The 20,432-nt window shown below is 66.0% G+C and carries 18 protein-coding genes; 2 read left to right on the top strand and 16 right to left on the bottom strand.

Annotation, left to right across the window (positions count from 1 at the left end; all coding sequences use genetic code 11):
• Window positions 1-20 precede the first annotated feature (20 nt).
• Together purN and ACEN9P_RS04775 are read left to right on the top strand one after the other, a co-directional pair.
• Window positions 21-617 carry a phosphoribosylglycinamide formyltransferase gene (gene purN / locus ACEN9P_RS04780; protein ID WP_495621241.1) on the top strand — a complete coding sequence of 199 codons (597 nt, stop codon included), beginning with the start codon at window positions 21-23 and terminating at the stop codon, window positions 615-617.
• A gap of 154 nt (window positions 618-771) precedes the next feature.
• Entirely contained in the window at window positions 772-1,326 is a 555-nt protein-coding gene (locus ACEN9P_RS04775) for a fasciclin domain-containing protein (protein ID WP_495621240.1), read from the top strand.
• 72 nt (window positions 1,327-1,398) lie between these two features.
• Here the strand turns inward: ACEN9P_RS04775 and ACEN9P_RS04770 are convergent, their stop codons facing one another.
• The 16 genes from ACEN9P_RS04770 to mdeB all read right to left on the bottom strand — a co-directional run bounded on the left by ACEN9P_RS04770 (window position 1,399) and on the right by mdeB (window position 20,357).
• Entirely contained in the window at window positions 1,399-2,181 is a 783-nt protein-coding gene (locus tag ACEN9P_RS04770; protein WP_495621239.1) for an ABC transporter ATP-binding protein, read from the bottom strand.
• Window positions 2,178-2,894: a hypothetical protein gene (locus ACEN9P_RS04765; protein ID WP_495621238.1), complete on the bottom strand. Its 717-nt coding sequence runs from the start codon at window positions 2,892-2,894 to the stop codon at window positions 2,178-2,180. Before ACEN9P_RS04765 ends, ACEN9P_RS04770 begins: the two co-directional genes overlap by 4 nt.
• The gene (locus ACEN9P_RS04760) at window positions 2,884-3,699 is read right to left on the bottom strand and encodes a hypothetical protein (RefSeq protein WP_495621237.1); all 816 of its coding nucleotides are present in this window, start codon (window positions 3,697-3,699) and stop codon (window positions 2,884-2,886) included. The genes ACEN9P_RS04765 and ACEN9P_RS04760 overlap by 11 nt, the downstream gene beginning before the upstream one ends.
• Window positions 3,696-4,451, bottom strand: a complete 756-nt coding sequence (locus ACEN9P_RS04755; RefSeq protein ID WP_477661273.1) for a type II secretion system protein — start codon at window positions 4,449-4,451, stop codon at window positions 3,696-3,698. Before ACEN9P_RS04755 ends, ACEN9P_RS04760 begins: the two co-directional genes overlap by 4 nt.
• On the bottom strand, window positions 4,448-5,725 hold the full coding sequence (locus ACEN9P_RS04750) for a hypothetical protein (protein WP_495621236.1): 1,278 nt from the start codon (window positions 5,723-5,725) through the stop codon (window positions 4,448-4,450). The genes ACEN9P_RS04755 and ACEN9P_RS04750 overlap by 4 nt, the downstream gene beginning before the upstream one ends.
• The gene (locus ACEN9P_RS04745; protein ID WP_495621235.1) at window positions 5,722-6,168 is read right to left on the bottom strand and encodes a hypothetical protein; all 447 of its coding nucleotides are present in this window, start codon (window positions 6,166-6,168) and stop codon (window positions 5,722-5,724) included. Before ACEN9P_RS04745 ends, ACEN9P_RS04750 begins: the two co-directional genes overlap by 4 nt.
• Window positions 6,165-6,839, bottom strand: coding sequence for a hypothetical protein (locus tag ACEN9P_RS04740; RefSeq protein WP_495621234.1), 675 nt, complete (start codon window positions 6,837-6,839; stop codon window positions 6,165-6,167). Before ACEN9P_RS04740 ends, ACEN9P_RS04745 begins: the two co-directional genes overlap by 4 nt.
• Window positions 6,827-8,332 (bottom strand): hypothetical protein, encoded by a 1,506-nt coding sequence (locus ACEN9P_RS04735; RefSeq protein ID WP_477661269.1) that lies wholly within the window; start codon window positions 8,330-8,332, stop codon window positions 6,827-6,829. Before ACEN9P_RS04735 ends, ACEN9P_RS04740 begins: the two co-directional genes overlap by 13 nt.
• Entirely contained in the window at window positions 8,319-9,524 is a 1,206-nt protein-coding gene (locus ACEN9P_RS04730; RefSeq protein ID WP_495621233.1) for a type II secretion system F family protein, read from the bottom strand. Before ACEN9P_RS04730 ends, ACEN9P_RS04735 begins: the two co-directional genes overlap by 14 nt.
• 37 nt (window positions 9,525-9,561) lie before the next feature.
• Window positions 9,562-11,247, bottom strand: a complete 1,686-nt coding sequence (locus tag ACEN9P_RS04725; protein ID WP_477701100.1) for a GspE/PulE family protein — start codon at window positions 11,245-11,247, stop codon at window positions 9,562-9,564.
• A gap of 20 nt (window positions 11,248-11,267) precedes the next feature.
• On the bottom strand, window positions 11,268-11,990 hold the full coding sequence (locus ACEN9P_RS04720; RefSeq protein WP_495621232.1) for a tetratricopeptide repeat protein: 723 nt from the start codon (window positions 11,988-11,990) through the stop codon (window positions 11,268-11,270).
• A 14-nt stretch (window positions 11,991-12,004) separates the two neighbouring features.
• Window positions 12,005-13,900 carry a type II secretion system protein GspD gene (locus ACEN9P_RS04715; protein ID WP_495621231.1) on the bottom strand — a complete coding sequence of 632 codons (1,896 nt, stop codon included), beginning with the start codon at window positions 13,898-13,900 and terminating at the stop codon, window positions 12,005-12,007.
• Between the two features lie 19 nt (window positions 13,901-13,919).
• Window positions 13,920-14,654 carry a type II secretion system protein gene (locus ACEN9P_RS04710; RefSeq protein WP_495621230.1) on the bottom strand — a complete coding sequence of 245 codons (735 nt, stop codon included), beginning with the start codon at window positions 14,652-14,654 and terminating at the stop codon, window positions 13,920-13,922.
• Between the two features lie 111 nt (window positions 14,655-14,765).
• Window positions 14,766-15,503: a type II secretion system protein gene (locus ACEN9P_RS04705; protein ID WP_495621229.1), complete on the bottom strand. Its 738-nt coding sequence runs from the start codon at window positions 15,501-15,503 to the stop codon at window positions 14,766-14,768.
• 124 nt (window positions 15,504-15,627) lie between these two features.
• On the bottom strand, window positions 15,628-17,319 hold the full coding sequence (locus ACEN9P_RS04700) for a type IV pilus assembly protein FimV (protein WP_495621228.1): 1,692 nt from the start codon (window positions 17,317-17,319) through the stop codon (window positions 15,628-15,630).
• Window positions 17,320-17,699: 380 nt separating this feature from the next.
• Window positions 17,700-20,357, bottom strand: coding sequence for an alpha-ketoglutarate dehydrogenase (mdeB, locus tag ACEN9P_RS04695; protein ID WP_495621227.1), 2,658 nt, complete (start codon window positions 20,355-20,357; stop codon window positions 17,700-17,702).
• Window positions 20,358-20,432 lie beyond the last annotated feature (75 nt).

The following is a 20,432-nucleotide window of genomic DNA, read 5'->3' as shown; positions in this document are numbered from 1 at the left end:
CCCCTCTAAACTAGGGGGTTATGTCCAGCGCGAACAAAAACATCGTCATCCTGATTTCCGGCAGCGGCTCCAACATGGCCGCCATCGCCCGCGCCGCGGACAAGGAAGGCTGGCGCGGGCTTTTCGGCGCCCAGGTAGCGGCCGTCATCAGCAACCGGGCCGACGCCGCGGGGCTGGAAGTGGCCCGCGGCCTGGGCATCGCCACCGCCGTGGTGCCGCACAAGGAGTTTGCGTCGCGCGAGGCCTTTGATGCGGAGTTGATGGCGCGCATAGACGGCTACGCGCCGGCGCTGGTGGTGCTGGCCGGTTTCATGCGCATCCTGACACCCGGCTTTGTGCAGCACTACGCGGGGCGGCTCATCAATATCCACCCTTCGCTGCTGCCGGCATTCACCGGACTCAACACCCACCAGCGCGCCATAGACGCCGGCTGCACGGTGGCCGGCGCCACGGTGCATCAGGTGACGGCCGAACTCGACCACGGCGCCACCCTGGCCCAGGCCGTGGTGCCGGTGTTGCCGGGCGACACGGCGCAGAGCCTGGCCGCGCGCGTGCTGACTCAGGAGCATTTGATTTATCCGCGGGCCGTGCGCGGGTTTTTCGAGCGCGGCGGCTGAAGCCTGCGGGCTTCTTGCGGCCGTGATGGCCTTGAAAGTGTTGAAACCGAAGCTGTTTTGAATCCAGCGGGCCGCGCGCCCCGTATTCATCACAGCCGCTTGAATCATGGTGATTTCGGCTTCTGGTTCAACTTCTTTCATCAAAGGACTTCCTATGCAGACTCAACACAAACTCGCTTCCCTGGGTGTCGCGCTGGCCCTGTCGTTTGCGGCCCTTCCCTCGTTCGCGCAGGTCATGGTGGGCGGCGCGCCCATGCTGGCCAGCAAGGACATCATCGACAACGCGGTCAACTCCAAGGACCACACCACGCTGGTCGCGGCGGTCAAGGCCGCCGGCCTGGTCGATACGCTCAAGGGCCCGGGTCCGTTCACGGTGTTCGCGCCCACCAACGCGGCCTTCGCAATGCTGCCCGCCGGCACGGTGGACACCCTGCTCAAGCCCGAGAACAAGGGCATGCTGACCGGCGTGCTGACCTACCACGTGGTGCCCGGCAAATGGGACGCCGCGGCCATCAGCAAGATGATTGCCGACGGCAAGGGCATGGCCTCCATCAAGACGGTGGCCGGCGGCACGCTGGTGGCCAAGTCGGCCGGCGGCAAGGTCACGGTGACCGATGAGAAAGGTGGCGTCGCCACCGTGAGCATCGCCGACGTCTACCAGTCCAACGGCGTGATCCACGTGGTGGACAAGGTGCTGCTGCCCAAGTAACAAAGCAGCGCTTTGAGGCCCGCGCGTGGCATGGCTGTGCGCGGGCCTTGTTGCGCCCGCTGCCGGCCGGTATCAGCTTGCCGGATGCAATGCCTCTGTTGGCGCCAGCCGGGCTGCTTGCACCACCGACACATAAGCCGCTTCCATGCCGCCAGTCCCATGCCGGGTCAGCCACTCGTCCACGGTACCGATAAAACGCAGGCTGCCCGCGTGCAGGATGGCGACGCGGTCGGCCAGGTCTTCCACATCCGCGAGCGAATGGGTGCTCATCAGCACCGCGCAGCCGGCGCCGCGCTGCAGGCGCAGTTGCTCGCGCACGCGTATGCGCGAGAGCGGGTCCAGGCCGCTCATGGGTTCGTCCAGCACCAGCAGGCGGCGCCGCGCCAGGAAGGCTGCCGCCAGGCCGATTTTTTGCGCCATGCCTTTGGAGCATTCGCGGATAGGCCTATCGAGCACGCTTTCCTCCAGGTCAAGCTCGGCCAACATGCCGGACAGCCCCAGTTGCGGAAACGGCAGGCCATGCAAACGGGCCGCGAGCCGGAAATAGTCGCGCGCATGCAGCCAGCCCGGCGGCGAGAAACGCTCGGGTACGTAAGCGAGCTGCTCGCGTGAAAGCGGCCGGCTATGGTCCTGCCCGAAGAGGGTCAGCGTGCCCGAGGTCGGCGCGGCCAGGTCCAGCAGGCATTTGATCAAGGTGGTCTTGCCCGCGCCGTTCATGCCCAGCAAGGCCAGGCATTCGCCGGGATGGACTTGCAGCGACACGCCGGCCAGCGCCGCGCGCGCCCTGGATGTGCCATAACGTTTGTGCACCTCGCCGGCCTGCAGCGCCGGATGTGGTTGTTGCGGGGCCTTCATTTCTGCTCCAGCTCCTTCAAGGTTTGCGTCAGAAAGCGCAGCTCGTTGTCGTCGTGGATCTGCCCGCTGGCCAGCAGCGCGCCCAGCAGCGCCCTGGCGGTTTCGAGGTCGTTCTGGCCCATGCGCAGAAAGATTTCCATCTGCCGCGCCCAGGCCGGCACCTGCGGCAAACCCTCGGCGTACTGCCGCAGCTCGGCGGCATAGCGCACGGCCAGCTCCGGGTCTTTCATCTGCACCTTGGCCACATAGGCCACATGCGCCATCCAGCGCCAGCGATGCAAAGGGTCTTGCGGGTACTGGCCGGCGACGAAGTCGGTCATCAGGCGCTGGCGCTGCGTATCGGACACCTGGGTGTAGAGCCGCGCGGCGGCCAGCAGCGGGTACTGCCCCTGCGGGTCGAGCTGCAGGATGTGCTCCAGCCAGGCGACGACTTCGCCGTAGTCGAGCTCGCGCCAGGGCAGGCTCAGGCCCGGCTGCACGTCGTGGGCTTGCAGGTACAAGTCCAGCATCTTGGCCAGCGGCACGGGATCGTCAAGCGAGGCGAGGCGCGATGCGGTGAGGCTGGGCGGGCGGCCCAGCGGCTGCGCGCCGGCCTCGGGCACGCCGCGCCACAACGCCAGCGCCACCTGGCCCGCCAGCAGCAGCGAGAACACGGCCACCACGCGCGTGGGCGCGCGGCGCGTAGTGCCGGTGCGGCGTAATTCAAACTTCACGGCGGTACAGGTCTATCAAGGAGGCGCCCGCGCACAGTGCCGCATACCAGAGCGCCCAGCCGAGCTGCAGCGCGAGCAGTGCGCCCTGCACAGGCCCGCCCAGCGCCCAGGGCGAGGGCGCAAAACCCGCCAGCGGCGGCAGCAGCCAGCCCAGCAGGTCAAAGACGGCCCGGCCCGCCAGCACGTCCCATGACCCGGCATCCTGCCCGATCGGGTGCGCGGCCATAAAGCGCGCCACGTCCAGCAGCCGCGCCCACAGGTAAAAAGCGCAGCAGCCCGCATAAGCGGGCAGCACACGGCGCAGGCCCAATGAAAAGAACAAGGCGGCCGCTACGACGATGCTGAGCTCCAGCGCCAGCGAGGCACCCCAGGCCAGCACCCCGGCGCGGCCGCCCGGCACGGCCATGCCCAGCATCACCATCGTGGCCCCCGCCGCCGCGAGCCAGGCCAACAGCATGTAGCCGGCCTGGCGCCCCATCACAAACTGCGCGCGCGACAAGGGAAAAGCCAGCAGCACCTGGAAGAAGCCGCCCTCCATGTCGCGCACCGTGCTGGAGACCACAATGAGCGCGAGCGCCAGCACGAGGCCCAGGCGGTAAAGATGCGCGGCCAGTGCGAGCCGGGTTTCCTGGCCCTCGGTGACCGCCATGGACGCCGCAAAGGCGCCCAGCGCATACACCGCCGCGAGGAAAAGCAGCAACAGCCGCGCGCTGCGGCCGCGCCAGGCTTCGATGAGGGTGAGGCGGGTGAGGGCGGAGAGGGGGGAGAGCTGGCGCGGAAGCCTGGAGAGCGTGAATGTCGTCATGAGGGGGACCACCTTCCGGCGGCGAACAGTTTGGCGGTCAGTAGGGCGGAAGGCATCCAGACCATGAGGTCGTCGAATTCACCGGCGGTGCTGTTGGTGTCGGTTTGGGATCGGGAGATGAAGATGCCCCCGGTACCGGATTGGTTCTGTACTTCATCCACGGTGCTCGGAGGGGTGGCGCTGCTGGCTGTTCCATCCGGTCGAATTGCGCCCAAGCCGTTCTTGCCATGCGAATAGACAACAAAGCTTGTTGACGTCGAGGGTTTGACCACGGCGCCTCCTGTTGTGAGGCAAGCTGGAATGCCCCCAGGAATCCCCGTCAACGTCATTTTTGTGCACCAGATTTCCAGATTGCTTGCCGTCACCGTGGAGACGTCCTTACCCAGAGGTGCATAGACGGCATAATCCAGCCGGTTACCCCAACCATCAACGCCTTGGACACCCAGCGTGGCCCAGGGCAGGCGACCGACGCTTGCGGTGGTGCATCCACTTGCGTCGGCGGCCGAGGCTAATCCTTGAGTACCCGTATCGGGGCATGGCAGGCGCCCATTGATGAGCGCGTATCCCAGCAAGGCCTGCTGGGCCGCTTCAAGGGATGCCTGCGTGTTGGCCACCGCTTTTTGCTCGATGGAGCGGCTCAGTGGAACCAGCAAGCCTCCGAGCAATATCGCCACGATGCCGACCACCAAGGCTAGCTCCACCAGGGTAAATCCGCGCTGGCGTGGGCTGCTGCATCGCCTGAGGGGGGTCATGGAAAATCCTTCAAGATGTCATTGGAGGTAGGCCACTTGTCGGGTGCGACAAAGGTTCTTGCCTGTGAAGCCGAGTCGAGCAGCGCGTCCCGATTGGCCTGGTTCTCAATGCAAGGCAACCATTTGTTGAGATCGGTGATGGTTTCTGTGGCTGAGGTCAATGGACAGGCCTGATTCACTTGCGGCCTGCCGCGTATGAGCAGCACCGCCTTGGCTGTGCGGTTGCCGGGCAAATTCAATGCAGCAACGCAGCCAGGGGAGTTGCAACCCGGCGAGAGCGCGTAGAAGGTCAGTTTTCGCCAATCATCGGAATCGGCCAAGGTGAATGTGCGTGTCACCTCCATGCTGCTCGTGGTGTCGAAATAGGTATAGGAGCAGCTCCCCGGCAGGAAGCCGCTATATTGGTCCTGCTTGCACGGGCCACCGGGCGTGTCAGAGGCAAAAGGCAATCGTCCATCGGCGGCAGAAGCCGCGACGGCCGATGAAAATGCTTTTATCAGTGCCTTGGCGTTGCGCTGGGTGGCGGGGGCCGCGTAGTCGTCCGCTGTAATCCAGGCGAGCTGGTCATTGAGCAGCGATTGCTTGTCAACGGTCCCTGTCATTTGAGTAAAAGTGACGGGATCCCCGGCTGCAGTCGAAGGCCGTTCGTTGCCGCGCTCCAGGTAGCCGTCAGCATTGGTGACCGCGCTGCCGGTAAGCGTGGCGCACGGTTTGTCCGCGCTGAGCATCGCGGGGTCGGCGCGCACCTGGGATCCCAGCTTCGCGCCTGGCGCGAAAACCACCGCGACAAGTTTTGTTGCCAGGCTGCTTCCGGCTTCATCGGCCACCGTGATCACCCCGTCGGTATCGGCATTGACGGCTGTTGTCGCCGCCGGGTCCGCGGCATCCTTGAAGTCACCACTGACCGCATACCAGAGGCATTCGCCATCGGCATCACGCAGCGGTGGCAAGCCAAGCGTTTTCCACGGCAGAAGTCCGAGTGCGGTTTGCCGCGCGACGCCGCAATTGCTGGTGTCCGCGGCCGTATTGGCTGCACCATCGCCGTCCATGTCTGGGCAGGGGAGCCGTGTTTTTAGCGTTAGCGCATTGGTGGCGTCACTGCTTAACGCAACATACGCCAGCAGCGCCTCCCTCGCCTGCATCAAGACCTTCTGGTTGATCGCTTGTTTTGATGGCGGCGGCTCACTCGCCACCCAGGCCGCCATCGCGCCAAAAACACCGACCGCGATCAGCACGATCATCAGCAGCGCCACAAAGCCCCGCTGCCGCTTCATTTCACCGTCTCCGGTCTCGCCTTGCCCGCCGACGGCGCCGAAGCCGCGGCGGCCGCGCTGCTGAGCGGCCGCATCAGGGTCTCGCCAATCGCCGCGCGCTCAAGGTCGCCGTCCTGCAGCGGCATTTCGACGCCCAGCACGCGGCCCTTCGAATCACGGCGCACGCGCAGGCCGTAGGGCAGGTCGCGCTCCAGGTAGGGTGTGCCGTTGATCCAGACAGTGGTTTTGTCCTGCGGGCGGACCGCGATGCCGTCTATGCGCAACATGGAGGCCAGCGCGCGCGCGGCCGCTTCCTGCGGCGCGGGCTGGCCGTGGCGCCTGGCTTCCATCTCGGCGCGCTCGGCCGCGGTGTAGAACAGCCGCCCCAAGCCGTCCGGCGCGGCGGCGGCAAACAGCGGGAGCATGCAGCCGCCCAGCATGAGGGCCTTGGTGAGCGCCTTCATGTCCGGGCCCCTGTTGCGCGTGCCGGCGGATCGTAAGCGCGCAGCGTGTTCCAGAGCAGGCTGCATTCGGCCTTGATGGCCGCGCCGTTGGCGCGGTTCATCTCGCAGCGCTCCACGCTGACACGGCCCAGCTGCGCGCCGGCCAGGTCGTCCAGCACACGCAGCATGTCTTCCTCGTGCACCAGGGTCATGGTCAGGCGCATGCGGGTGGCGAACAGCTCTATGCGCCGGCCGCCTCCCGCCGCACCAAGCGGGGACAGGGCGGCGGGGCCGGCCGCGCCGGCTTTTTCGGTGGGCTGCACGGCCTGGGCTTCAATCGTGTATTGCAGCTTGAGGCCGGGCCAGCGCCTTTCCATGCCGCGCAGGCGTTCTATCCATTCAAGCCGCTTCTCTTCGCCGTAAAGGCCTTGCGACTGCAGGTTTCGCAGCAGCGGCAGCAGCCGCTCGATGTCGTTCCTTTCGCGTCCGCTGTTTTGAAAACGCTGGCGGCTGGCCTGTTCCAGTTTGAGCTGGCGCTCCAGCTGACCGGACAGGTCGCCGCGCCACCAGTGGAAAACGCCCGCCAGCAGCAGACCCAGCACCACCAGGGCGCTGGCCTGCTGCGCGGCGCGGCGCAAAGGCCGCGGCCATGTGCTGGGGCGCCAGGCCTGGCGCAGGCCTACTTGCTCCATACCTTGACCTCGAAACCCAGTTCGGCCTTGTCCTGCTGGCCCGAGCCGTTGATGCTGGCGCTGCTTTGCAGGTCCAGCGGCACCTTGATGGCCTCCGCCGCCAGGCCCGCGGAAACCAGGCTGGCGGTGAAGCGCGCCATGGCATCGCGCGCGCCGCGCAGGTCGTCGGGCTGCAGGCCTTGCACCGCGCCGCGTATCTGCAGTGTGGGTGGGCCCGCGCGTCCCGCGTTGTCGCGCTCCCAGCGCAACTGGTCCAGTTGCAGCTCGGTATGTTTTGCCAGCACGCCGCCCGCCGCGGCGAGCAGCGCGCGCGGGCCCGGCGGTGAGATTTCCAGGGCCTTGGCTTTTTGCTCCAGCGCGAGCAGTTCGTCCGCCTTCAGCGGGGACTCGGGAAAGGTGGCCGCTTCGCGCTGGTAGCGGGCATCGAATTTTCGGGTGCTGGCGGCGGCTTCATTGAGCTGGCCGGCCAGCGGCCACAGCGAGGCGGCCACACCGGCCGCATAAAGCAGGCAGGCGCCGCAAATGCCATAAGCCGCGCGCCGGGTGTTTTGCGCCATGCGCGCCACCCAGTCGATGCGCAGCAGCGCGGGCGGCGCCAACTGGTCGGGCGGTGTGCCGCGGGCGAGGGCCAGCACGAACAGCAGCCGGGACAGCTCGGGCGAATCGGCCCAGGCCGGCGGCAGCTTGAGCGCCCGGGCGACGGCGTCGGCCCGCAGCAGGTGATGGATGTTGTGCGCGCCATCAGGGCCGGACGCGGCCTGGCTGTCCATGCCGGGAGGGCCGACACTCACCACGTGCAGCGGGGTCTTGTCGCGCATGAGGATGCCGTTTTCGAACAGGTATTCCTTCAGGCGCTCGGTCTCCTCGCGCACGGCGGGCAGCCAGCCCGCGCCGGCGGCGTCGGCGCGCAGCGCCAGGCGCGAGAAGCAGGGCCGGCCGTCTATCACCACACATTGCCGCAGCCCGGACGGATGGGCCGTGACCAGCACCACCGGCCCGCGGCGGGGCAGCTTGAGCCGGCGCAGCAGCGGAGCCGCCAGCATGATGGGGGTGTAGACGCCGCCCAGCCGGGCCTGCGCGCCTTCCAGCGCCTCCAGCCAGGGCATCACGCGGCCGGCATTGCCCAGGCTGTAGCCCAGCACCCGCAGCTTGCCGGGGCGGGAGCGGCTTGCGCCTTGCAGGGATATCCAGCGAAACGGCGACTCCATCGCAAAACGCTGCTGCATGCGCACCAGCCAGGCCTTGCGCGCCGCGCCGCGCAGGGGCGGCATCACGTCGCCCCAGAATTCTTCTTCGGCGTAGTCGGCCAGCACCAGCCAGCGGCAGGCAGGGGCGCTTCGCGCATGGTCGGCCAGCGCTTCGGGCTGCGACCATCCCTGTTGCGGGCCTGTTTCTTCCTCCAGGCCGTGGCGTGCCACGGCATAGACGCGCGGCTGCTCGCCCTCGAGGTGCAGGATGCGCAGCGGCGCGGGGACGGCTTCAGAACTTCGCATTGGTGATCACCGAGTCGTACAAGGGGCCCAGCGTGCAGAAGATCACGGCGCCCAGCATCAGCCCCAGCACGACGGTGAGCACGGGCTGCAGCGTGGCTTGCAGGTTTTCGACGGATTCGCGGGCCTGCCGGGTGTAGAAATAGCTGACGTTTTCAAGCGCCGCGTCGAGTGAGCCGGTGGCTTCGCCCACGCGCAGCATGCTGACCACCATGGGCGGAAACATGGTCATCCCGGAAAACGCGGCGCTCAGGCCCCGGCCCTGCACGATGCTGCCGTGCGCCACGGCCACGGCCTGCGCCACGGCGCGGTTGCCGACGGCGATCTCCACCACCTTGAGCGCTTCCACCACCGTGATGCCGGCCGCGTACAGCAGCGCCAGCACATAGGCAAAGCGCGCCAGCGCGATCTGGCGCAGCACCGGCCCCACGACGGGCAGCTTGAGCTTGATGCCGTCGACCACGCCGCGCAGGGGGCCGGGTATGCGTGCGAGCGTGGGCAGCAACACGACCGACAACACCAGCCCCGCCACGATCTTGCCCACATGGGCTTCGACGACCTCCGAGATCTTGATCATGAGCACCGTCTGCCAGGGCAGCTCTATGCGCATGACCTTGAGCAGGCTGGCGACCTGGGGCACCAGGTAGCTCATGAGGAACAGCGTGACGGCGGTGATGATGACCAGCGCGGCGCAGGGGTAGATCAGTGCCTTGCGCGTCTGCGAGGCGATTTCATGCTGCCACTTGAGCGTCTCGGTGAGTTTGGCGAAGACCTCGGGCAACTGGCCGCTGCTCTCGCCGGCGCGCACCAGGCTCACATACACCTCGTCGAAGGCCAGCGGATGATCGGCCATGGCCTGCGACAGCGTCTTGCCCGAACTCAGGCCCTCGGCCAGCCCGCTGATCACCTGGCGCAGCGCCGGGTTGCCTTCGGCGCTTTCCATGTCATGCAGGGCTTCCATGAGCGGCACGCCGGCGCGCAGCATCATGGTCGCCTGGAAGCTGAAGTTGACGAGGTCCAGCAGGCGGATGCGGGCGCGCATCAGGCGCAGCGAGCCGCCCTGCGCGCGCGCCTTGACCAGCAGCAGGCCTGATTGCTCCAGCTGCGCGGCCAGCGCGCCTTCGTCCGTCGCGGCGGTCTGGCCGCTGACGCGCGCGCCGTCGGCGGCCAGGGCGGTCCATTTGTATCGCGGCATGACGGTCCCTGTCCTCTTCCTTCTTTGTCGCTGTCCGTCAATGCGCCGCGAGGTTGACCACGCGGCTGACCTCTTCGACCGTGGTGTGGCCCGCCAGCACGTAGCGGATCGCGTCGTCGCGCAGCGAGGTGAAGCCCTCGGCGCGCGCATGGCGCGCCAGTTCGATGTGGCTGGCATGCTTGGCCACCAGGTGGTCCAGGGCTTCGTCGAAGCACAGCACTTCCATGAGCAGCACCCGGCCCAGAAAGCCGCGCTGGCTGCAGTGCGCGCAGCCCACGGCCTGGTACAGCGGGTGTTCGTCGTCGGGCAGCTCGAGCAGGATTTTTTCGTGCGCGGTGGGCGGGCGGCGCACCTTGCAGTGCGGGCACAGGCGCCGCGCCAGGCGCTGGCCTATCACGCCTATCATGTTGCCCGCCAGGATTTCGGCCGACACACCGATGTCACGCAAGCGCTGCACCGCGCCCAGGGCCGAGTTGGTATGCAAGGTGGCGAACACCTGGTGCCCCGTCATGGCGGCGCGAAAAGCCATTTCGGCGGTTTCGGAGTCGCGGATCTCGCCGACCAGGATCACGTCCGGGTCTTGCCGCATCAGGGCGCGCACGCCTTCAGCGAAACCGATCTTGTCGGTCACCTGGGTCTGGCGTATCAGCGGCAGTGGATATTCGATGGGGTCTTCCAGCGTCATGACGTTCACCGCTTCGGTGCTGATCTCGGCCAGCATGGAATACAGCGTGGTGGTCTTGCCGCTGCCGGTGGGGCCGGTGACCAGCACAATGCCCTCGGGCCGGCTCATCAGCGCGTGCAGCCTGTCCATGATGGTCTGGGTGAGCTGCAGGCGTTCCAGCGGGACTATGCTGCGGCGCCGGTCCAGCAGGCGCAGCACGATGTTTTCGCCATGGGCCGTCGGCAGGCAGGCGGCGCGGAAGTCGATCTGGCTCGCGCCCAGTTCCATGGCAAAACGCCCGTCCTGGGCGGCGCGGCTTTCGGCGATGTTCATGCCGGCCATAACCTTGAGCTTGACCGCCAGGGCCGGCCACATCGAGGCGTGCAGCAGGTGCGCCTGGATCAGCACACCGTCGACGCGTATGCGCACGCGCAGCAAATGCTCTTCGGGTTCGAAGTGGATGTCCGATGCAAGGCTGTCGTAGGCATTGTGGACGATGGCCTCGATCAGCTTGTCCACGGGCGGCTCCTTGCCGCTGGCGGCGAGCAGGGCGTCCACGCTGGGGCGCTCGCCGTAGACCCGGTCGATCTCGCGTATCAGTTCGTCCGGCGTCGCCAGTGCCAGGCGCACACGGGGAATGCCCTTGGCGCGCAGGTGGGCGCTGATCTGGTCCAGCGCCACCAGGTTGTCGGTCTCGTCGACGGCCAGCAGCAGCTCGCCCTGGGCCGTCATCTCCACGGGCAGGACGCCGTGCTTGCGCGCCAGGGGCGCGGCCAGCAGTTGCAGCAGGGTCGGGTCGGGCCGGCGGGTCAGCAGGTCGACTTCGGGCAGCTGGTGCAGCTGCGCGCGCAAGGCGCGCAGCTCGAGCTCGCCCACAAAACCCAAACCGGCCAGCTGCGCATGCAGGCTGCCGCCGCGCAGCCGCTTTTCGGCCAGGGCGATGGCCAGCTGGGAGGAGGTGAGCCGCCGCTGCTGGAGCAGGGCTTCGGCCAGTTCGCGCTCCGCCTTGCGCATGGCCACCGGCGGGTCCTGCAGATGGGGAGGTGGTGCCAGGGACATGGGCGGCTATCGTCCTGAGGTCAAGAGGCCGGCGCGGCCAGCGCGCGCAGGCGGTTGCGCACGGCTTCCTGGTTGAAGGCCGCAGGCTGGCGGAAAGAGAGGTTCAAGGCCTTGACGTACTGGCGCATGGCTTCGGGCCCCTGGCCCAGGCGGTCCAGCGACAGCGCGAAGTTGTAGAGGTAGTCGGGTTGGCCGGGCTCCAGCGCCGCCGCGCGCTCAAAGGCCAGCCGCGCCTCGGCCCAGCGGCCTTGTTCGGCATGGATCACGCCCAGCGTGTAATGCAAGGGCGCGTTGCGCTCGCTGCGCTCTGCCAGCTGCTTGAAGCGGGCCGCGGCATCGCCGGGGATGCCGCCGCCTACCAGGTACTGCGCGGCCAGCGCCTCGGCGTCACGCGGATAAAGCTCCAGCAGGCGGCGCAGCGCTGCCTGCGCGCCTTGGTGGTCTTCCAGCCCTTCCAGGCACCAGGCCAGGCCTATCAGCGCGTCGCGCAGGGCACCGTCGCGCTTCAAGGCCTGCTCATAAGCGCTGCGCGCCTCGCCGTAGCGCCCGGCCTGCAGGGCTTCGTAGCCGCGCTTGACGTCCACGTCCACCACGGGCGCGGGCTTGCGGCGGGTGATGCGGATGTCCGGTTCGCGCGACGCGGCCGCGGCCTGGGCCGGCGCGGCGGCGCCTGGCTTGGCCTGGCCCCATGCCAGGGTGGCGGCGCAGAGCAGCAAGGGTAGAACGCTAAGGAGGGGTTTCATGGGTTTCCGTCGGATTAGCGGGTTGGCGAGGCATCAAGCGGTTTTCGGCCCAGGGCCTCCGGTGCCGCATCCTTGAAGAAGCTGGATGTAGGCAGCAGCGGCTTGTAGGCCTTGTAGTCGCCGTTGAGCGAGGCATCGCCCACCACCACAGGCCGCAAAAACACCACCAGCTCGGTTTTGCTGCGGGTTTGCTGTTTCTGCTTGAAGGCTTCGCCCAGCAGCGGGATGCGGCTGACACCCGGCACCGCGTCTTCGCCGTCGTTGCTGGCGTCCTGCATCAGGCCGCCCAGCACGGCGATTTCGCCGCTTTGCACGCGCAGCACGGACTCGAGTTCGCGCGACTGCACCACGGGAATGCGGTTGATGATGGGCGGCGTCGCGCCCAGCAACTGCGGGTTGGGGTCTATGATTTCGCGCACCACGCGGCTGATCGTTGGCCGCACATTGAGCGTCACTTCGCCGCTCTCGGCCACCTGCGGCGTCACGGTCATCACAAAACCCACGGGCACTGAATTGAGGTTGGTTGTGTAGCTGTCGAGCGAGGCCCGCGCCAACTGACCAGCGGCATTGGGTGCGAATGTGCCTGGCGTGAAAGTAATGGTGGCATACACATAGTTGTCCACTACCTTGAGGGCCGCCGTCTGGTTGTTGAGCACCGAGACCTTGGGGCTGGAGAGCACGCGCGCCTGGCCAAAGGATTCGAGCAAGGTGAGGATACCGCTCCAGTCGCCGCTGCCGCTGGTGTAGCTCATGCGCAGCAGCGCGGCGTCCTGAGTTCCCGAAAACGCGCCCGTGCCCGAGGGCAGCATCTGGAAGCTCAAGCCGCGCAGCAGCCCGCCCTGCACCACTTTTTGCCAGTTGACGCCCTGCTGGGAGGCGTTGGACAGCGTCACTTCGACAATCGTGGCCTCTATCAGCACCTGGCGCCGCGCGCTGGCGCTGATGCGGTCCAGGAACTGCCTGAACTGCTCATGGCCGCGTGAGGTGGTGTAGACAGCCAGCTGGCCGGTTTCGCGGTTCACCACGATGTTATTGGCGCTGGAACCAGAGCTGGATGTAGAGGAACTTGTGGCCGAGCCCGATGAAGCGCTGCCGCATTCAACCTTGTCCACGGCATCCTTGGTGGCCAGGACCTGTTTCAGCAGGTCCGGGGTCCCGGCATTGGTCATAAAGGGTGTTGAAGCCGCCGTGCCGGTGGCGCTGGCCGGTGCCGCGCGGGACAGCTCCATGGCGATGCGCAGCCTGTCATCGCGCTCGCGCTCGCGGTCCTGCTTTTGGGCCACGTCGTCTTTTTGCTTGAACTCAAGATTCGCCGCACCGACGATCAGGCAGGCGTTATTGATCAGCGTGTCCCAGAACTGGTTGTCGGTGGCATTGCTGATATTGGCATTCGAGGAGCCTGCCGTGTTGCCGGTGCCGAGCTGCGAGGACACGGAAGTCTGGCTGGACGATTGCCGTTTCAGGTTGACATAGTCCACCGCGTAGTGGGCCAGATAGGGCGTGTCGCGCTGCAGGCGAACCGTGTTGCCCATCATTTCATAACGCAGGTCGGCCTGCTGCGCAATGCGCTCAAGCAGCTGCGGAAGGGTCTGGTCGGTCGCATTGAGCGTGACCTGGCCTGCGATGGAGGGATGGACGTCCACATTGAGCCGGTTGTCGCGCGCCAGCGCGAACAGCAGGGTTTTGACAGGCACATCGCTGACCACCACGCTGAACAATTCCTGCTGCGTTTGTGGCTGCGGCGCCGCCGGCAGGGCCGGCAGCCGCACCACTCGTAGGGCCGCAGGGGCCGGCGCTCGCGCCGGTTCGGCCATGCCTATGTGTTGTGTGCTGGGGGCCGGCGGTGCCACGGTGCAGCCGGCCAGCAGCGCAGCGGCCAAACTGGCAGTTTTGATGCGGGCGGCTGTCATGGCGAATCTGTCCCGATGCTCAGAACAGCCAGGTGCCCTGGCAATTGGCCTGGCTTGGGTTGGCCCAGCCTGTTGTGGTCGGGGTTCCGACCATTCCGGGCGCGCAAGTTGCATCTGTGCCTGCATTAACGGCTCCGCCAGCGCCCATGCCAAAACGAAGTTGGCCGGTGCCGGGAAGTCCATCGTCGGCCTTGCGGTCCAGTTCCGCCAGCACCTGCGAAGGAATGGTTCCTCCGGTGTGTATCACCATGCGGGTGATGCCGGGGGCGGGGGCTGGATCAAACCAGCGTGCAGCTGCGGTTGGGTCGCTGTTCACATGGCCGGCCGTGAGAAAGTCGCCATAGACGTTGCTCGGGCTGTTGCCGATATTTGCCCCTGCGGGCGCTACCACGGTCATGCAAGCACCACATGAAATAAAGCCCGCGGCCGTGAGGTTCTGAAAGAACACCGTGGAGTCGGTACCGATCGCAATCAGTCCGTTACCTCCAACCGTAGCCGCCACCACATTGTTTCCGACGACGATGGCTTGGGCCGCTGTCAAGTCACCCGGTAGCATGCGGTAACGGTCCAGGAAGCCGATGTGGGCGGTCTGAATAGCCGATTTTTGGTCGACAAGGTTGCGTACACGCGCTGACTGGATCAATTCTTGGCCGCGCAGGATGCCGCCAATGAGCAGGCCGACAATCATCAGCACAATGGCGATTTCGACGAGGGTGAAGCCGCGCTGGCGGTGGATATTTGAATTGGATTTCATGATTCTGGGCTCCTTGTTGATTGATATATCCATGACGAAGGCGGTCAATGGGGCGGCAGGGCCATTCCGACGCCCACATCTCCCGAATGTTCAGTGCGGATCTTCTGAGGATCAGAACAGCCAGGAGCCCTGGCAATTGCTCTGGCTAGGATTGGCCCAGGTATTGACGGTGCCACCCGTAGGAATAGGGGCGCAGGTGGCAAGGTTCGCTGTTTGATTAGCTGAAACAGAAAACCGGAGCTGGCCAGTTCCAGGCGATCCATCGTCGGCCTTGCGATCAACTTCAGCCAAAACCTGCGAAGGAACGGTGCCTCCTGTGGTCATCACCAATCGGTTAAGGCCGCCAGTTGTTGGGTCGAACCAGGAAGTACCGTTGCCTGCGATGGTGCTAGCCTGAAACCCAATATTGAGAAAGTCACCATATACGTTGGTAGGACTGTTGGTGACGTTTGCGGCGCCGTTTCCTGTCGCAGCCGTCACCGTCATGCAAGCACCACAGGAAAGAAACCCTGCTGCCGTGAGATTCTGAAAAAACAATATTCCCTCGCTGTCCCAGGTGATGATTCCATCACCTACAGGGTTCAGGGTCGTGGGCACCGCATTGTTTCCGACGACCGCAGCTTGATTCGCCGATAAATCTCCTGGCTGCATGCGATAGCGGTCTAAAAAGCCGATATAAGCCGTCTGGACGGCCGACTTCTGGTCAACGATGTTGCGCACGCGCGCCGACTGGATCAACTCCTGCCCGCGCAGTATCCCGCCTATCAGCAGGCCGACAATCATCAGCACAATGGCGATTTCGACGAGGGTAAAGCCGCGTTGGTGGCGGGTATTGGCTTGATGTCTCATGATGCTTGGCTCCTATAAATATTTGCCTAGAAAGGGGCTGACGGGAAAACCAGAGACTGGAAAATGCTCAGGCGGCGGCAAGCCGGGCCGCGCGCCCGATGTGGACAGGGAGGAGGGGCGCGGTTCATGCCGGGCGTGCTCCATAAGCCGTGGCCATGCGCAGTGCGTCGTCGACGGCGCTGCTGGCGGTGGATGGCGTGGGCGGTTTGTGAATGCCTGGTGGCGACGGCTGCGTTGCGGGTGCCGCGGGATGTTCTGGCGCTTGCTGGAGCAGGGCCGCCTGGTAGAGCGGATTGCCGGGGTCGAGTTCGTGGCCGAGCACCAGCACGCGCTCCCACAGCTCGCCGGTTGCGCCGGTCAGTTCCCGCAGCTGGGGCATGCGCCGCGCAAGGCCGGTGCTGTCGCCCTGGGCGCACAGCACGCGTGCCAGCAGGAACCAGGCTTCATGGCTGCGGGGGTTCTCGTTGAGTAATGTGCCCAGCAGCTGCTGCGCATCGGCGAATTGGCCGAGGGTAAACAGGGCGCGGGCATCTTCCACATTCGGCGCATCCGACCGCGCCGGCACCTGCCGATGTTGCATATAGCTGGTGTAGGCCTGCTCGGCCTCCGCCGGGCTGAGTTCAAAGACCGATGCCGCTGCGCCCATGCTGTCGGTGAACTCAGGGCGGCGGCGGGCCAGCCAAAATCGCAGGGCCCAGACGATAAACAGCGGCACGGTGATCCCTGCAAGCAGCCAGAGCCAGACGGAGCTTCGCTTGTCATGGGGCGTGGGGATTTTGGGTGGCGGGCTTGCGGTTTTGGGTGCAGTCGTCACGGCCGATGGGCTTGCTGCGACTGATGCGGGTGGGGTTGGTGCGGGTTCCGCGGCGGATGCCGTGGCTTTCGGCGCTGCGGCCGTGACCTGGTCGGCCAGTTCGCGCATTTGCCGCGCGTTGAGTTCCAGCTCCCGCAAGCGCGCTTGCTGGTCGGCCTCACGGCGCTCCTGCGCGATGCGGTCGGCCTGGGCGGATTTGGCTTTTTCGAGCCGCAGCCGGTCTTGTTTTGGCCGGGAAGAGGATGGTTTGCCGTTGCGCGCCGAGACTACGCCGGCATGCTCGCGATTTTTGAAAGGAAAGCGCAGCGCCGTTTCGAACGTCATGCCTTTGGGCAGGCCGGGCGGCCTTGCATCGGCAGCCGGGGTGGATTCAGCGCTGTCGGGAACAGGTCCGGCGGTGTTGTCCGCCAGTGCGGCGGTGACTGCGGTGACCGGTACGTCGGCAACTTCTTTTTTGTCCCTCGACTGGGCCGGGGCGTCCAGCATCAGCACGTAAAGTTGCTGGCTGCTGCCGGCAGGCCAGGAAAATTCCAGCACCAGTTCGACCAGTTGCGCTTGCACTGCCTGTGGGGCTTGCAGCAGCAGCGCGGCGCGCCGGCGCAAGCCCTGCGCCTGCAGCAGGGAGACTTGCGCATTGCCTAGCCAGGCCGGGTAGGCGATGCCGTTTTCACGAAAGGCCTGCTCGGAGGCCAGCCTGACCTGAAAGCCGGACTGGATGTCGGACGCCAGTTCAATTTCCACGCGCAGCGGCTGGGCCGGGCCGGACAGCAGCGTGGCGTCGCCGAGGCTGACCGCGCCGCAAGGCAGCGAGCAACCCATCAGCGCGACAAGCATCATGCGGATGATCTGGCGGGAGCGATGGGCGAGGCGGGCCTGGCTGGGGTTGTCGAACCCTGAACGGCAGGGCCAGCGCCGGGACACCATCAGGACGGTCATCATGGCGGCGGAGCATTCAAACCCGATGGCGGCGCCGTGGCTGTAGCTGATGTTGCCAGCGATCATGGTTCAGGCCCTGTTGCCAGCCGCCGTCAGCGTGATGGTGTGGGAAAGTGCCATCTTGGGTGGCGTGGCTCGGGGGCAATTCATGTTGCGGTGATGAGGGAGATCAGCAGCCAGTAGTAGTTCGCGATACAGAATGTTTTGAAGCTTACTGAGCACCTCCTTCGAAGAGGGGAGAGATAGTCTTTGTGCGGACAATCTTTGTGTGATGTTCTTACTTCTTTTGTTTGTATCCATGAACCCTATGCGAGGCGCAAGCATTCGTTGCGGGCAGGCTTAAGCCCGCGCGAAGTCGCGAAGAAGGGTGGATGCGTGAAAGCGTGCCCGCAAGCACGCGGGGGCGGCCGCTATGGCCCGGCCGCCCGGCTGTCCGGCGAAGAGCCTCAGGCCGGCTTGAGCAGGTGCAGCGCGGCCTTGGCGATGCTTTGCGCATCGACGCTGAAAAACGCGCGCAGCGCGGCGCGCGTGTCGCTGCGGCCGAAGCCGTCGGTGCCCAGGGTCAGGTAGCGCCGGCCTTCGGGCAGGAAGGCGCGGATGCTTTCGGGCACGGCGCGCACATAGTCGGTGGCGGCGATGATGGGGCCGGTGCTGGCCTTCAGCTGCTGCGCGACGAAGGCTTCAGCATGCGCTTCAGCGTTGAGCGCCGCTTGCTGGCAGGCCGCGCCGTCGCGCGCGAGTTCGCTCCAGCTGGTCACGCTGTAGACAGTGGCGGCGATGCCCTGCTGGGCGAGCTGCCGCGCGGCCTTGATGACTTCGGTGAGGATGGCGCCCGAGCCCATCAGGGTCACTTCGCCCTCGGCCTTCCTGCCGTCGGGCAGGAAACTGTCAAAGCGGTAGCAGCCGCGGATGATGTCGGCCTCGGCGCCGGGCCGCAGGTCGGGCTGGGCGTAGTTTTCGTTCATCAGCGTGACGTAATAGAAGACGTCTTTCTGCTCGACCATCATTTCCCGCATGCCATGGTCCAGGATCACGGCGAGTTCGCCGGCGAAGGCCGGGTCATAGGCCTTGCAGTTGGGAATGGTGGCGGCGACCAGGTGGCTGGTTCCGTCCTGGTGCTGCAGGCCCTCGCCGCCCAGGGTGGTGCGGCCGGAGGTGGCGCCCAGCAAGAATCCGCGTGCGCGCTGGTCGGCGGCGGCCCAGATCTGGTCGCCCACGCGCTGGAAGCCGAACATGGAGTAATAGATATAGAAGGGCAGCATGGCCAGGCCGTGCACGCTGTAGCTGGTGGCGGCGGCCGTCCAGCTGGCCAGGGCGCCGGCCTCGCTGATGCCTTCCTCGAGGATCTGGCCGTCCAGCGCCTCGCGGTAGCTCAGCACCGAGCCTATGTCTTCGGGCGCGTAGCGCTGGCCCACGCTGGAATAAATGCCGACCTGCTTGAAAAGGTTGGCCATGCCGAAGGTGCGCGCCTCGTCGGCGACGATGGGCACGATCTTCGGGCCCAGCGCAGTGTCCTTGAGCAGCCCGCCCAGCATGCGCACAAAAGCCATGGTGGTGCTCATCTCCTTGCCGTCGGCCGCCAGCGCGAACTGGGCGTAGGAGGGCAGGGCGGGGATGGCCACGGCATCGGCCGCGGTTTCGCGGCGCGGCAAATAGCCGCCCAGCGCCGCGCGCCTGGCGTGCATGTACTGCATCTCGGCGCTGTCGGCGGCGGGTTTGTAGAAGGCCAGGTTTTTGGCCTGCTCGTCGGACAGTGGCAGGTTGAAGCGGTTGCGGAATTCGATGAGGTCCTCGCCGTCGAACTTCTTTTGCGAGTGCGTGGTCATGCGGCCCTGGCCGGCGCTGCCCATGCCATAGCCTTTTTTGGTGTGCGCCAGGATCACGGTGGGCTGGCCCTGGTGGTTCGCCGCCGCGGCGTAGGCGGCATGGATTTTCACGAGGTCGTGGCCGCCGCGTTTGAGGCGGTCTATCTGCTCGTCGGTCATGCCCTGGGCCAGGCGCGCGAGTTCGGCGTTCTGGCCGAAGAAGTTGTCGCGGTTAAAGCGCCCGTCCTTGGCGGCAAAGGTCTGCATCTGGCCGTCCACCGTCTGGGCAAAGGCCTGTGTCAGCGCGCCGGTGAGGTCGCGCGCGAACAGGCCGTCCCAGTCGCTGCCCCAGACCAGCTTGATGACATTCCAGCCGGCGCCGGCGAACAGCTTTTCGAGCTCGTCGATGATGCGGCCGTTGCCGCGCACCGGGCCGTCCAGGCGCTGCAGGTTGCAGTTGACGACCCAGACCAGGTTGTCCAGGCCTTCGCGTGCGGCCAGGGTCAGCGCGCTCATGGATTCGGGCTCGTCCATCTCGCCGTCGCCGAACACCCCCCAGACCTTGCGTCCCGCGCAGTCGAGCAAGCGCCGGTGCGTGAGGTAGCGCATGAAGCGTGCGTGGTAGATGGAGCTGATGGGGCCTATGCCCATGGAGCCGGTCGGGAACTGCCAGAAATCCGGCATCAAATAGGGATGCGGGTAGCTGCACAGGCCTTGCGCGCCCTGGCCGGGCGCGCTGAGTTCCTGGCGGTAAAAGCCCAGGTCTTTTTCGCTGAGCCGGCCTTCGAGGTAGGCGCGCGCATAGACGCCGGGCGCGCTGTGCGGCTGGAAGAACACCAGGTCGCCGCGGTGCTGGCCTTCAGCCACACCTTCGCGCGCGTGAAAGAAATGGTTGAAGCCGGTCTCAAACAGGTCGGCCGCGCTGGCGTAGCTGGCGATATGGCCGCCGAGTTCGGCCGAGCCGCCGGTTTCGGCCTGGTTGGCGCGCACCACCATGGCCAGCGCGTTCCAGCGCATCAGCGAGGCCAGGCGCTCTTCCAGCGCGAGGTCGCCGGGGAACACGGGCTGCTCGTCCACCGCGATGGTATTCATATAGGGCGTGGCCAGCTCGGGCTGCCAGCCTATGCGCTGCTTGCGCGCAACGCGGCTCAATTCGCCCAGCATGTGGCGTGCGCGGGCCGGGCCGTGGGTCAGGGCCAGGGCTTCGAACGCTTCACGCCATTCAGCGGTTTCCTGCGGATCGGTATCGGCGGGCATGTCGGCCTGCGCCAGCAAATGATGGGGGGTGGAATGGTTCATGGCAAAAATGACTGTACGCAGGTTTGCCCAGAAGTTGTAGCCTCAATATCGTGGTATTTGGCCGTTAAGAGGCAT

It is taken from the genome of Polaromonas sp. Polasp52, from assembly GCF_059491565.1.
The sequence above is the reverse complement of the archived record's forward strand: the minus strand, read 5'-3'. Positions and strand labels throughout refer to the sequence as shown.

Coding starts and splice junctions, on each gene's coding strand:
- purN (WP_495621241.1), top strand. CDS start 21: ATGTCCAGCGCGAACAAAAACATCGTCATCCTGATTTCCGGCAGCGGC.
- ACEN9P_RS04775 (WP_495621240.1), top strand. CDS start 772: ATGCAGACTCAACACAAACTCGCTTCCCTGGGTGTCGCGCTGGCCCTG.
- ACEN9P_RS04770 (WP_495621239.1), bottom strand. CDS start 2,181: ATGAAGGCCCCGCAACAACCACATCCGGCGCTGCAGGCCGGCGAGGTG.
- ACEN9P_RS04760 (WP_495621237.1), bottom strand. CDS start 3,699: ATGACGACATTCACGCTCTCCAGGCTTCCGCGCCAGCTCTCCCCCCTC.
- ACEN9P_RS04755 (WP_477661273.1), bottom strand. CDS start 4,451: ATGACCCCCCTCAGGCGATGCAGCAGCCCACGCCAGCGCGGATTTACC.
- ACEN9P_RS04750 (WP_495621236.1), bottom strand. CDS start 5,725: ATGAAGCGGCAGCGGGGCTTTGTGGCGCTGCTGATGATCGTGCTGATC.
- ACEN9P_RS04745 (WP_495621235.1), bottom strand. CDS start 6,168: ATGAAGGCGCTCACCAAGGCCCTCATGCTGGGCGGCTGCATGCTCCCG.
- ACEN9P_RS04740 (WP_495621234.1), bottom strand. CDS start 6,839: ATGGAGCAAGTAGGCCTGCGCCAGGCCTGGCGCCCCAGCACATGGCCG.
- ACEN9P_RS04735 (WP_477661269.1), bottom strand. CDS start 8,332: ATGCGAAGTTCTGAAGCCGTCCCCGCGCCGCTGCGCATCCTGCACCTC.
- ACEN9P_RS04730 (WP_495621233.1), bottom strand. CDS start 9,524: ATGCCGCGATACAAATGGACCGCCCTGGCCGCCGACGGCGCGCGCGTC.
- ACEN9P_RS04725 (WP_477701100.1), bottom strand. CDS start 11,247: ATGTCCCTGGCACCACCTCCCCATCTGCAGGACCCGCCGGTGGCCATG.
- ACEN9P_RS04720 (WP_495621232.1), bottom strand. CDS start 11,990: ATGAAACCCCTCCTTAGCGTTCTACCCTTGCTGCTCTGCGCCGCCACC.
- ACEN9P_RS04715 (WP_495621231.1), bottom strand. CDS start 13,900: ATGACAGCCGCCCGCATCAAAACTGCCAGTTTGGCCGCTGCGCTGCTG.
- ACEN9P_RS04710 (WP_495621230.1), bottom strand. CDS start 14,654: ATGAAATCCAATTCAAATATCCACCGCCAGCGCGGCTTCACCCTCGTC.
- ACEN9P_RS04705 (WP_495621229.1), bottom strand. CDS start 15,503: ATGAGACATCAAGCCAATACCCGCCACCAACGCGGCTTTACCCTCGTC.
- ACEN9P_RS04700 (WP_495621228.1), bottom strand. CDS start 17,319: ATGATCGCTGGCAACATCAGCTACAGCCACGGCGCCGCCATCGGGTTT.
- mdeB (WP_495621227.1), bottom strand. CDS start 20,357: ATGAACCATTCCACCCCCCATCATTTGCTGGCGCAGGCCGACATGCCC.